Origin of the sequence: Azohydromonas lata, from assembly GCF_034427735.1 — a bacterium.
Lineage (GTDB): Bacteria > Pseudomonadota > Gammaproteobacteria > Burkholderiales > Burkholderiaceae_C > Azohydromonas > Azohydromonas lata.
Window position 1 is genome coordinate 16,252 of sequence record NZ_JAXOJX010000050.1, and the last position, 11,620, is coordinate 27,871.

10 protein-coding genes are annotated in these 11,620 nt (G+C 70.2%); 7 read left to right on the forward strand and 3 right to left on the reverse strand.

From position 1 onward, the window contains the following. Window positions 1-312 precede the first annotated feature (312 nt). The 3 genes from SM757_RS24590 to SM757_RS24600 all read left to right on the forward strand — a co-directional run bounded on the left by SM757_RS24590 (window position 313) and on the right by SM757_RS24600 (window position 3,246). Complete coding sequence (locus SM757_RS24590) at window positions 313-951, forward strand: glutathione S-transferase family protein (RefSeq protein WP_322467419.1); 639 nt, start codon at window positions 313-315, stop codon at window positions 949-951. 241 nt (window positions 952-1,192) lie between these two features. Continuing rightward, entirely contained in the window at window positions 1,193-2,506 is a 1,314-nt protein-coding gene (locus SM757_RS24595; protein ID WP_322467420.1) for a family 1 glycosylhydrolase, read from the forward strand. Between the two features lie 2 nt (window positions 2,507-2,508). Continuing rightward, complete coding sequence (locus SM757_RS24600; protein ID WP_066333208.1) at window positions 2,509-3,246, forward strand: SDR family NAD(P)-dependent oxidoreductase; 738 nt, start codon at window positions 2,509-2,511, stop codon at window positions 3,244-3,246. A 31-nt stretch (window positions 3,247-3,277) separates the two neighbouring features. Here SM757_RS24600 and SM757_RS24605 read toward each other — a convergent pair whose 3' ends face one another. Continuing rightward, window positions 3,278-4,141 carry a DMT family transporter gene (locus tag SM757_RS24605; protein ID WP_322467421.1) on the reverse strand — a complete coding sequence of 288 codons (864 nt, stop codon included), beginning with the start codon at window positions 4,139-4,141 and terminating at the stop codon, window positions 3,278-3,280. Between the two features lie 84 nt (window positions 4,142-4,225). Between SM757_RS24605 and SM757_RS24610 the strand changes: the two genes are divergently transcribed. Together SM757_RS24610 and SM757_RS24615 are read left to right on the forward strand one after the other, a co-directional pair. Beyond that, window positions 4,226-5,668: an aminotransferase-like domain-containing protein gene (locus tag SM757_RS24610; RefSeq protein WP_322467422.1), complete on the forward strand. Its 1,443-nt coding sequence runs from the start codon at window positions 4,226-4,228 to the stop codon at window positions 5,666-5,668. A 22-nt stretch (window positions 5,669-5,690) separates the two neighbouring features. After that, entirely contained in the window at window positions 5,691-6,440 is a 750-nt protein-coding gene (locus tag SM757_RS24615) for a sulfite exporter TauE/SafE family protein (RefSeq protein WP_066333201.1), read from the forward strand. 10 nt (window positions 6,441-6,450) lie between these two features. Here the strand turns inward: SM757_RS24615 and SM757_RS24620 are convergent, their stop codons facing one another. Continuing rightward, window positions 6,451-7,383 (reverse strand): LysR family transcriptional regulator, encoded by a 933-nt coding sequence (locus tag SM757_RS24620; RefSeq protein ID WP_322467423.1) that lies wholly within the window; start codon window positions 7,381-7,383, stop codon window positions 6,451-6,453. A gap of 97 nt (window positions 7,384-7,480) precedes the next feature. Next, window positions 7,481-8,479, reverse strand: a complete 999-nt coding sequence (locus tag SM757_RS24625) for a LysR family transcriptional regulator (RefSeq protein WP_084267249.1) — start codon at window positions 8,477-8,479, stop codon at window positions 7,481-7,483. A gap of 156 nt (window positions 8,480-8,635) precedes the next feature. On the opposite strand from SM757_RS24625, the gene SM757_RS24630 reads away from it, so the two are divergent. Both SM757_RS24630 and SM757_RS24635 read left to right on the forward strand, forming a co-directional pair. After that, window positions 8,636-9,487 (forward strand): fumarylacetoacetate hydrolase family protein, encoded by an 852-nt coding sequence (locus tag SM757_RS24630; protein WP_322467424.1) that lies wholly within the window; start codon window positions 8,636-8,638, stop codon window positions 9,485-9,487. A gap of 29 nt (window positions 9,488-9,516) precedes the next feature. After that, window positions 9,517-11,592, forward strand: a complete 2,076-nt coding sequence (locus tag SM757_RS24635) for a hydantoinase/oxoprolinase family protein (RefSeq protein ID WP_322467425.1) — start codon at window positions 9,517-9,519, stop codon at window positions 11,590-11,592. Window positions 11,593-11,620: the final 28 nt, after the last annotated feature.

Genomic DNA, 11,620 nt, shown 5'->3' on the forward strand with positions numbered 1-11,620 from the left:
GAATCCCTCATTCCACACCGCATTCCTCTTTTTCGACAAAACCACTGCTTTCAAAATTCACCCTGATTTTTTCCGACGCCTCTGGCCCGCTTGTTTCTCGGGCTTTCCTGACGTCGCCGTGCCGCCTCTTCGGCCATCTGGGCCGCTTGTTGATCTGCGGCAAGGTGTTTTGCCGGTATTTCTCACGGTGCGGGACCGTCAAAGGGCTGTGATTTGTGCAGCATTGCCGGGTTCATGACCGGCAGGCTCACGGGCCCCGGCCCGGCCTATATTGCTGGCCCCATCTCCCAAGTCGATCGAAAGGACAGGACCATGCTTCAACTCGTGGGCATGCTGGATTCGCCCTACGTGCGCCGCACGGCGGTGTCGCTGCAAATGCTTGGGCTGCGCTTCGAGCACCGGCCGCTGTCGGTGTTCCGCCACTACGACGAGTTCCGCACGATCAACCCCGTCGTGCGCGTGCCCACGCTGGTGAGCGAGGACGACGTGGTGCTGTCCGACTCCACGCTCATCCTGGACTACGCCGAATCCCTGGCCCACCCGCGCAGCCTCATGCCCACCGGCCTGCTGGCGCGCCAGCAGGCGCTGCACGTGCTGGGTCTGGCGCTGGCGGCGGGCGACAAGAGCGTTGCCCTGTTCTACGAGCGCAACCTGCGCCCGCCGGAGAAGCAGCACGAGCCCTGGGCCGGGCGCATCGCCGAGCAAATCCGCGCCGCCTACGCCGCCCTGGACCAGCATTTCCAGCAGCACCCGCCCAAGGCGGACGGCCACACGCTGCCGCAGCCCGCCCTCAGCACCGCCGTGTTCTGGCACTTCACCCAGCGCGCCCTGCCGGGCCTGGTGCCGCCCGCGGACTGCCCGGCGTTGGCCGCACTGTCCGACCTGGCCGAGGCGCTGCCCGCCTTCCGCGCCGCGCCGCACGGCGAGGACGCCGTGCGGGCGCAGGGCTGAGGCCCGCTTCCCATTCGCTGTCGGCCAATTCCTCTGGCCGCGCCAACAGTTGCAGAAAGCAACGGCCTCGCGACGGCACCGGTGCAAGGCCGATGCCGTTGCGCTTAAACGAGGCTGAAACGCGGCGGCGACGGCAGCCGCCGAGATGCCGCCGTCGCGACGGCCGCCCGCCTCGCGGGCCTCTTCCTTGCTGACACCCGGGTGTCGCCCCGGGTCTGCACGCTGGGGAAAAGGATGCGTCGTGAGACCGGCCTTTATGTTTGCCACCGGCATCGAAAACTCCTGTCCCACCATAGACGGCGGCCGCACGCGCCGGGACGAGATGGACGCCTGCGGCCACTACGCGCGCTGGAAGCAGGACTTCGACTGCGTGCAGGAGCTTGGCCTGTGGTTCCTGCGCTATGGGCCGCCCATACACCGCACTTGGCTCGGCCCCGGGCGCTGCGACTGGTCCTTCGCGGACCTGGCCTTCAACGACCTGGCGGCGCGGGACATCGTGCCCATCGTGGACCTCTGCCATTTCGGCGTGCCGGACTGGCTGGGCAACTTCCAGAACCCCGATTTCCCCGAGCTGTTCGCGGGCTACGCCAGCGCGTTTGCCCGCCGCTTCCCGTGGGTGCAGCTCTACACGCCGGTGAACGAGATGTTCATCTGCGCGCTGTTCTCCGCCGCCTACGGCTGGTGGAACGAGCAGCTGCGCAGCGACCGCGCCTTCGTCACGGCGCTCAAGCACGTCGTCAAGGCCAACGTGCTGGCCATGCGGGCCATCCTCGACGTGCGCCCGGATGCCCTCTTCATCCAGAGCGAATCGTCCGAGTACTTCCACGCCGACAACCCGCGGGCCATCGGCCCGGCGGAAGTGCTCAATGCCCGCCGCTTCCTGTCGCTGGACCTCAACTACGGCCGCCGCGTGGACTCGCAGATGTACGAGTACCTGCTGGACAACGGCATGACGCGCGAGGAGTACCACTTCTTCATCGGCCAGGCCCTCAAGCACCACTGCATCATGGGCAACGACTACTACGTCACCAACGAGCACCGCGTCTGGGAGGACGGCCGCACCGCCGCGGCCGGCGAGGTGTTCGGCTACGACGAGCTCACGCGGCAGTACTACGACCGATACCGCCTGCCGGTCATGCACACCGAGACCAACCTCGCCCAGGGCCCCAAGGGCGACGAGGCCGTCTACTGGCTGTGGAAGGAGTGGGCCAACGTGCTGCGGCTGCGCAACGACGGCGTGCCCATCCTGGGTTTCACCTGGTATTCGCTCACCGACCAAGTGGACTGGGACACAGCGCTGCGCGAGGTCAACGGCCGCGCCAACCCGCTTGGGCTGTACGACCTGGACCGCAAGATCCGGCCCGTCGGCCAGGCCTACCAGAAGCTCATCGCCGACTGGCGCGAGGTGCTGCCGACCCAGAGCGTGTGCCTGCGCGTGCCCGTGGTGCGGCCGCGGCACTACGCGCAGGCCTGCGGCGCCGCTGGCGAGCATGCGGACGCGCCGGCCGCGGGGGCCCGCACGCCCACCGAACCGCACAACCTGCAAGGAGGCTGAACATGCGCTTCCAGGACAAGGTCGCCATCGTTACGGGCGCAGCCAGCGGCATCGGCCTGGCCGTGGCCCGCCGCCTGGGCCAGGACGGGGCGCGCGTGCTCGTCGCCGACCTGGATGCCGCCAAGGCCGAGGCGGCCGTGCAGCAGTTGCGCGGCGACGGCGTGGCCGACGCCCTGGCCCACGCCTGCGACGTGGCACAAGAAGACCAGGTGGCCGCCACCGTGCAGGCGGCGCTGCAGCGCTGGGGACGCCTGGACATCGTGGTCAACAACGCCGGGCTGATGGTGTTCAAGCCGCTGCAGGAGCACACGGCCGAGGACTGGATGCGCGTGCTGCACGTGGACCTCATGGGCGCCTTCTTCTTCACGCGGCAGGCCTTCGAGCACATGCGCGCGGGCGGCGCCATCGTCAACGTGTCCAGCATCCACGCCGAGGAGACCACGCCGCTGGTGGCGTCCTACGCGGCGGCCAAGGCCGCGCTGCTGTCGCTCACGCGCTCCACCGCCATCGAGGGCAAGGCCAGGGGCATTCGCGCCAACGCCATCCTGCCCGGCGCCGTGGACACGCCGATGCTCTGGGACAACCCGAACCTGAAGGCGGGCATAGAGACCGTCAACCGCGCCGACGTCGGCCGCCCGCAGGACATTGCCGCGGCCGTGGCCTTTCTCGCCTCCGACGACGCCGCCTTCGTGCAGGGCGCGGCGCTGCGCGTGGACGGCGGGCGGCTGGACCGCCTGTAGTAGCCCCCCGCCCCCGCTCCCGCGGCAAGGGTCAGCGCGCGAACCTGCGCGCGCCGGCCACGCAGCCTATGACGGCCACCGCGGCCACCTGCATCAGCCAGGTCACCTGCTCGTGCAGCAGCAGCGCGGCCAGCGTGAGGCCGAAGAAGGGCTGCAGCAGCTGCAACTGCGACACGGCGGCCACGCCGCCCTGGGCCAGGCCCCGGTACCAGAACACGAAGCCCACCAGCATGCTGAACACCGACACGTAACCCAGGCCCAACCACGCCGGCGCCTGTATGCCTTCCAGCGACGCTGGCGCCGTGAGCCAGGCCAGGGGCAGCATCACCGGCAGCGACAGCACCAGCGCCCAGGAAATCACCTGCCAGCCGCCCAGGCGGGCCGTCAGCCGCGCGCCCTCGGCATAACCCAGCCCGCAGGCCACGATGGCGGCCAGCATCAGCGCGTCGCCCACCGGGGCCGCGTCAACGCCCTGCACCAGCGCATAGCCCGCGATCAGCCCGCTGCCCAGCATCGAGAACAGCCAGAAGGCCCTGCGCGGCCGCTCCCCGCCGCGCAGCACCGCGAAGACGGCGGTGGCCAGCGGCAAGGCGCCGATGAACACCATGGCGTGCGCCGAGGTGATGTGCTGCAAGGCCAGGGCCGTGAGCAGCGGAAAGGCGACGACGCAGCCCAAGGCCACCAGCGCCAGCGGCACGAGGTCCTGCCCGGCCGGCCGGCGCTGCCGCCACGCCAGCAGCAAGGCGCCGCCCAACAGCGCGGCGAGCACGGCCCGCGCGCCGGTGAGAAACACCGGGTCGAAAGCGCCCACCGCCAGCCGCGTCGCCGGCAGCGAGCCGCTGAAGATCACCACCCCTGCCAGGCCGTTCAGCCAGCCGCGCGTCGTCCGTTCCACTCGAAGCTCCTTCAACAGCCTCGTTTATGGCTTTGAGGGGCCCCGCTCGCCAGGGACAATGGCATACGGTTTGAAGAAACTGTTATGCCACACCATCCCATACAGATTGAGGCGGACGCGGCCGCCGCCACGCGCGCCGGCACCCGCATTGCCGACGTGATGCAGGCCATACGCGGGCGCATCGCCGCGCGCAGCCTGACGCCGGGCGAGAAGCTGCCCTCCATACGTGCGCTGGCCGCGTCCATGCAACTGTCCACGTCCACCGTGGTCGAGGCCTACGAGCGCCTGTGCGCGGAGGGCGTGATCCGCTCGCGCCCCGGGTCGGGCTTTTTCGTCGCCGGGGCGCTGGCGCCGCTGTCCATGGCCGAGATCGGCCCGCGGCTGGACCGCGCGGTCGATCCGTTCTGGGTGTCGCGCCAGGCGCTGCAAGCCCAGGACGGGATGCTCACGCCGGGCTGCGGCTGGCTGCCGCCGCACTGGCTGCCGCAGGAGGCCCTGCGCCGCGGCCTGCGGGAACTGGCCCGCGCCGACGGCGCCGCCCTGGCCGACTACGCCTCGCCGCAGGGCCTGCCGGCCCTGCGGCAGTGGCTCGCGCGCCGGCTGGCCGAGCGCGGCGTGGAGGCCAGCGCCGACCAGTTGCTGCTCACCGACTCCGGCACGCAGGCCATCGACCTGGTGTGCCGCTTCCTGATCGATCCAGGCGACACGGTGCTGGTGGACGACCCCTGCTACTTCAATTTCCTCGCGGTCCTGCGCGCCCACAGGGCCCGCATCGTGGGCATCCCCCACACGCCCACGGGCCCCGACGTGGAGCACTTCGCCCGCGCCGTGGCCGAGCATGCGCCGCGGCTGTACCTGACCAACGCGGCCATCCACAACCCCACCGGCGCCACGCTGTCGCCGGTGACGGCGCACCGAATCTTGAAGATCGCCGACGAGGCCCGGCTGACCATCGTGGAGGACGAGGTCTTCGCCGACCTGGAGGCCGACCCCGCCCCGCGGCTGGCCGCCTTCGACGGCCTGCAGCGCGTGGTGCAGGTCGGCAGCTTTTCCAAGACGCTGTCCGCCGCGGCGCGGGTGGGATTCGTCGCCGTGCGGCGCGACTGGGTGGAGGGCCTGGTGGACCTGAAGATCGCCACCAGCTTTGGCAGCGGCCATTTGTCGTCCGCCCTGGTGCTCAACGTGCTCCGGGACGGCCACTACCGCAAGCACGTGGAGGGGCTGCGCGTGCGCCTCGCGCGCGCCATCCTGGAGGTGGGCTCGCGGCTGCAGGAACTGGGCATCGAGCCCTGGCTGCAGCCCAAGGCGGGCCTCTTCCTGTGGTGCAGGCTGCCACCGGGCACGGACGCCGCCGCGCTGTCGCAGGCCGCGCTGGCGCAGGGCATCATCCTGGCCCCCGGCAACGTGTTCAGCCCGTCGCAGTCGGCCCATGAATTCATGCGGTTCAACGCCGCACAGTCGTTGGACGACCGGCTGTTCAGCTTCCTGCGCAAGGCCCTGGGCAGCGCGCGCGGGCCAGCGGGCTGAGGCTGGGCCTCAAACTCCCGGCATGGAGTACCCCGTTTTCGTGATCGCCCTCGGCGCCGTGCTCGCCGGCTTCGTGCAGGGCCTGTCGGGCTTTGCCTTCGGCATGGTGTCCATGTCCATTTGGGCCTGGACGGTGGAGCCGCGCCTGGCCGCGGTGCTGGCCGTGTTCGGCGGGCTGACCGGCCAGGTGATCGCGGCGGTGACCGTGCGCCGCGGCTTCGACGGGCGGCGGCTGGCGCCTTTCGTCATCGGCGGCCTGCTGGGCCTGCCGTTGGGGCTGTGGCTGCTGCCGCGGCTGGACGTTGCGCTGTTCAAGGCGCTGCTGGGGACGCTGCTGGTCACCTGGTGCCCCTTGATGCTGGTGGGCACGCGGCTGCCGCGCATAGAGGCCGGCGGCCGGCTGGGCGACGGCGCGGCCGGTGCGCTCGGCGGGCTGCTGGGTGCCCTGGGCGGCTTCACGGGCGCGATTCCGACGCTGTGGTGCACGCTGCGCGGCTTCGACAAGGACGCCCAACGCGCCGTGATCCAGAACTTCAACCTCGGCATGCTGGCCGTGACCTTCGCCAGCTACGTGGGCGGCGGCATGGTCACGCTGCGCATGCTGCCGATGCTGGCGCTCGTCGCGGCCGCCGTGCTGGTGCCCGTGCTGCTGGGCGCGCGGGTCTACGTGGGCCTGAGCGAAGCGGCGTTCCGGCGCGTCGTGATGGTGCTGCTGACGCTGGCGGGCATCGCGCTGCTGGCCTCGGCGCTGCCGGTGCTGTGGCGGCGCTGAGCTGGCGCGCTCACCCTTCGCCGCCCGCGCCGCACGGCGGGATGAGCGCCTCCCAGTAGGGCGGCGTGCCGAAGGTCTTCTGCAGGCACTGCACGAAGGCGCGCAGCTTGGCCGAGGTGCGCCGCCCTTCCGGATGGGCCACGTAGATGGACTCGGCCGCGGCCCGCAGGCCCACGTCGATCACGCGCAGGGCGCCGCTGCGGATCGCGTCGCCGGCAATGAAGGTGGGCAGCAGCGCAATGCCCATCCCCGCCACGGCCGCGTCGCGCATGACGTCGCCGTTGTTGACGCGCAGGCCCACGCCGGCGCGCACCACCTGCACGCCCTGCGAACCTTCCAGGCGCCAGTCCGCCGCGCCGCGGTTGACGTAGAAGATGCCGCGGTGGCGCTGCAACTCCTGCGGCGAGCCGGGCGTGCCGTGGCGCTCCAGGTAGGCGGGGGCGGCCACCAGCAGGCGCCGGCTCGGCGCCAGCTCCCAGGCCACCAGCCGCGAGTCCTGCAGCGCGCCGTGGCGCACCACGGCATCGAAGCTGTCGGCGGCGGCATCGACGCGCCGGTCATCGAGCTCCAGCGTCAGCTCCAGCTCCGGGTGCTGCGCCAGAAAGGGATAGAGCGCGGGGCCGAGATGCATGCGGCCAAAGGTGACCGGCGCCGAGACCCGCAAGGGGCCGGAGAGGGTGCCGCGCCGCTGCGCCATGTCGGCCGCGGCTTCTTCCACTTCGCGCACGATGCGTGCGGCCCGCTCCAGGAAGGCCGCCCCGTCCTCGGTCAGGCTGAGCTTGCGGGTGGTGCGATGCAGCAGCGGGGCGCCCAGGGTGCGCTCCACTTCGGCCAGCCTTTCGCTGACCACCGACTTCGACAGCCCCAGCCGCCGCGCCGCCTCGCTGATGGAGCCCGCCTCGGCCACCACCACGAAACTGGCCAGTCCATCGAGCTTCAGCATCGTTCGGTCGTTCCGGAAAGCAAGTCCATTTTTCGCACTCTATTCCGAACGCCCCTGGCCGGACACACGGCGCTCCACCTTTCAACGAGCTTCAGGATCAAGCCACGCCACTTCGGGGCGGGCGACGCGAGCGGGCAGCCGGCGGCGGCGTGGACAGCCGTTCATCCACGGCGAAGTCCGCCGAGGGCTCTATCAACTGGTTGCCCCAGGACGCCACCAGCTGCTGCACGGTCTCGGCCACGATGCGCGACGCGGGCGACAGCTTGCCCTGCCTGGGAAATCCCAAGGTGACGTGGCGAACCAGGTCCGGCTTGACCAGCCGGCTCACCTGCAGCTCGCCGCGCTCAAGCTCCGCCTTCAGCGAGTACGGCCCAAGCACCGAGTACAGCCCGGGCGTGTGGATGACGAGCTCCTTCTGCACGGTCAGGGAGTCCGCCTCCACCACGGCGTTCAACTTGAAGCCCAGGCTGCGCGCCGTCTCGTCCAAGGCGTGGCGCCAGTGGCCGGGACGGCGAGGCAGGACGAGCCGCAAGCCCGCCAGCCTTGCAAAGTCCACCGTGGGCTCGCTGGTGAGCGCATCGCCCGGGGCCGACACCACGTAGGTGTGCGCCACGCACAGCAGCTTTTCCTCACGCCCGCTCGGCCGCTGGAAGCGGAACAGGATGGCCAGGTCCACGGTGCCGCTGTCGAGCATGGCGTCCAGCTCCGTGCCCTGCGCCTCGCGGATGTTGAGCCGGATACCGGGATGCTCGGCCTGCAGCCGCTGGAACAGGCTCGTCATGAGCGGGTGGGCCGCCGTGGGCACGATGCCCAACTGCACTTCGCCGACCACCTTGCCGGCGTCCGCCCGCAGCTCGTCCATGAGCTGCTCGGTGTCCTGCAGCCAGTGGCGCAGCCGCTTGGCCGTGTACTCGCCGAACTCGGTCAAGGTCACGCCACGGCCGGTGCGCCGGAACAGCGGGCTGCCGCACTGGGCCTCGAAGTCGCTGACCTGGCGGCTGATGTGCGACTGCACCGTCTGCCGCCGCGCAGCCACCTTGCTGATGCTGCCGGCCTCGGCCACCTCCAGGAACAGCCGGACACTGGCGAGATTCATGGTTTACCCCTATGACCCATGCCTGATGAGGCAAATCTGAATCCTGTGAATTCTATCTAGGCGGAAATCAGGCCGGTTTCTACAGTCCGCTCCATACGCTGACAGCGCCCCTCCCACCCCGGCGCGAAACCCAGCGATCCACAAGAGGAGCCACTTTTGAAACTCGCCAGCTTCACCCACCAAGGTCGCGCCGCTTACGGCGTGGTCCAGGGCGACCAGTACCTCGTTCCCGCAGCCGACTTCCTGAGCCGCTTTCCCGACCTGGCCTCGGTGCTGCGCGCCGGCGCGCTCGCTGAGCTGGAGGCCGCGGTGCGCAGCGGCGGCACGCAGCTGCCGGCACAGGCCGTGCAGGCCCTGCCGGTGATCCCGGCGCCGGGCAAGATCTTTTGCGTGGGCCTGAACTACAAAACCCACGTGGCCGAGATGAAGCGCGCCGACGCCGACTACCCGGCCATCTTCGTGCGCTTCGCCGACAGCCTGATCGCCGCGGGCGACACGATGCTGCGCCCGCCCTTCTCCGAGCGCTTCGACTACGAGGGCGAGCTGGCCATCGTCATCGGCAAGGGCGGCCGCCACATCGCGCAGGCCGACGCCTTCAGCCACATCGCCGGCTACGCCTGCTTCAACGACGGCTCCGTGCGCGACTGGCAGCGCCACACGCACCAATGGACGCCGGGCAAGAACTTCCCCGGCACCGGCGCCTTCGGCCCGCACATGGTGACGGCCGATGAAGTTGCCGACGTCAACCAGCTCACGCTGCAGACGCGCCTGAACGGCGAAGTGGTGCAGCAGGCCTCGCTGTCGGACCTGATCTTCACCATCCCCGTGGTCATCGAATACCTCTCGCGCTTCACGCCGCTGTCCCCCGGCGACGTGATCGCCACCGGCACGCCCGGCGGCGTGGGCGACAAGCGCACCCCGCCGCCCTACATGAAGGACGGCGACGTGGTGGAGGTCGAGATCACCGGCCTGGGCACCCTCCGCAACCCCGTCGGCACGGCGGCCTGACGCAGCGTCCGCACTCCCGGATCACCACCATGGCAAACAAACCCCAACTGCGCATCGCCGTCGACATCGGCGGCACCTTCACCGACATGGCCGCCTTCGACGAGGCCAGCGGCAAGCTGCTCTTCGGCAAGGCGCTGTCCACGCACGGCGAGCTCGTCAAGGGCATACAGGCCACCATAGACAGCGCCGACATCGACTGGCGCGACGGCCACCTGTTCCTGCACGGCTCGACCATCGCCATCAACACGCTGCTGGAGCGCAACGGCGCCAGGACCGCGCTGCTGATCACCGAGGGCTTCCGCGACATCTACGAGATCGGCCGCGTCAACCGCCCCGACGCCTACAACCTGTTCTTCAACAAGCACACGCCGCTGGTCAAGCGCTCGCTGCGCTTCGAGGTGGCCGAGCGGCTGCGTGCCGACGGCAGCACCCACAAGCCGCTGGACGAAGCCGCCGTGCGCGAGCTGGCCCGCGAGCTCAAGGGCGAAGGCGTGGAGGCCGTGGCCGTGCTGCTGCTGCACTCCTACCGCAACCCGGCGCACGAGCAGCGGGTGAAGCAGATCATCCAGGAGGAGATCCCCGGCGCCTTCGTGTGCGCCTCGCACGAGCTGTCGCAGGAGTACCGCGAGTTCGAGCGCGTCTCCACCGCAGTGGCCAACGCCTACGTCGGCCCGCGCGTGTCCGAGTACCTGGGCCAGTTGGAGAACCACCTGGGCAGCAAAGGGTTCGACGGCGACTTCTACATCGTGCAGTCCACCGGCGGCCTCTTCCCGGTGGAGCATGCCAAGGTCGGTTGCGTGCGCATGCTGGAGTCCGGCCCCGCGGCCGGCGTGATCGGCGCGCAGGCCATCTGCGCGCAGCTGGGCATGGGCGACGCCATCGCCTTCGACATGGGCGGCACGACGGCCAAGGCCGGCGTGATCAGCGAGGGGCGGCCGCTGACCACCGGCTCGGCGCTCATCGGCGGCTACGAGCGCGCGCTGCCCATCCAGATCCCGATGATGGACATCCACGAGGTCGGCACCGGCGGCGGCTCCATCGCCCGCGTCGAGACCGGCAATGCGCTGCGCGTGGGTCCGCAAAGCGCAGGCTCCATCCCCGGCCCCGTGGCCTACGGCCGCGGCGGCACCGAGCCCACCGTGACCGACGCCAACCTGCTGCTGGGCCGCCTGGACGCCGAGCACTTCCTGGGCGGCGAGCTCAAGCTCGACCTCGACGGCTGCCAGAAGCAGATGCGCGAGCGCATCGCCAAGCCGCTGGGCCTGGACCCGACGGAGGCCGCCGACGGCATCCTGCGCATCGCCGTGACGCAGATGTCGCACGCCGTGAAGGCCGTGACCACCGAGCGCGGCCTGGACGCCGGCAGCTTCACCATGGTGGTGTACGGCGGCGCCGGCCCGCTGCACGCCTCGGCCATTGCGCGCGAGATCGGCATCCGCAAGGTGCTCATCCCTTATGCGCCGGGCTACTTCTCGGCCTACGGCATGCTGTTCTCGGACCTGCGCTACGACTACGTGCGCTCGGTCTTCCGCAAGCTCAATGACGTCTCGTTCGACGAGATCGAGGCGGCCTACAAGAAGATGGAGGACGAAGGGCGTGCCGCGCTGGCGCAGTCCGGCGTCAAGCCTGACGGTGTCGTCATCGAGCGCGCGGCCGACATGCGCTACGTCGGCCAGGAGCACGCCGTGACGGTGGACCTGCCCATGGCCTTCTTCGAGTCCAAGGACCGCTCGGCCATCAAGCAGCAGTTCGACGAGCTGCACAAGGTGCGCTACGGCACCTCGGCGCCCAAGGAGCCGGCCGACCTGGTGAGCCTGCGCGTTACGGTGCTGGGCACCATGAAGAAGCCGCCCAAGCACAGCGTCGAGGCGGGCACCGCCACGCCGGAGAAGAGCGCCATCCGCGCCGTCAAGCCGGTGTACTTCCGCTTGGGCGGCTGGGCCGACACGCCCGTCTACGTGCGCGACCACTTGCGCGCGGGCAACGTCATCGCCGGCCCGGCGCTGATCGAGGAGCACGCCTCCACCACGGTCGTGCAGCCCGGCGACGAGCTGCGCGTCGATGAGCTCGGCAACCTGCAAATCTCCATCGGGAGCGACCGCTGATGAGCACCGCCACCACCACGGGCACCAA

What these genes read in the sequence shown, in the direction of transcription:
- SM757_RS24590 (WP_322467419.1), top strand. Translation starts at nt 313, where the DNA reads ATGCTTCAACTCGTGGGCATGCTGGATTCGCCCTACGTGCGCCGCACG.
- SM757_RS24600 (WP_066333208.1), top strand. Translation starts at nt 2,509, where the DNA reads ATGCGCTTCCAGGACAAGGTCGCCATCGTTACGGGCGCAGCCAGCGGC.
- SM757_RS24610 (WP_322467422.1), top strand. Translation starts at nt 4,226, where the DNA reads ATGCCACACCATCCCATACAGATTGAGGCGGACGCGGCCGCCGCCACG.
- SM757_RS24615 (WP_066333201.1), top strand. Translation starts at nt 5,691, where the DNA reads ATGGAGTACCCCGTTTTCGTGATCGCCCTCGGCGCCGTGCTCGCCGGC.
- SM757_RS24620 (WP_322467423.1), bottom strand. Translation starts at nt 7,383, where the DNA reads ATGCTGAAGCTCGATGGACTGGCCAGTTTCGTGGTGGTGGCCGAGGCG.
- SM757_RS24625 (WP_084267249.1), bottom strand. Translation starts at nt 8,479, where the DNA reads ATGAATCTCGCCAGTGTCCGGCTGTTCCTGGAGGTGGCCGAGGCCGGC.
- SM757_RS24635 (WP_322467425.1), top strand. Translation starts at nt 9,517, where the DNA reads ATGGCAAACAAACCCCAACTGCGCATCGCCGTCGACATCGGCGGCACC.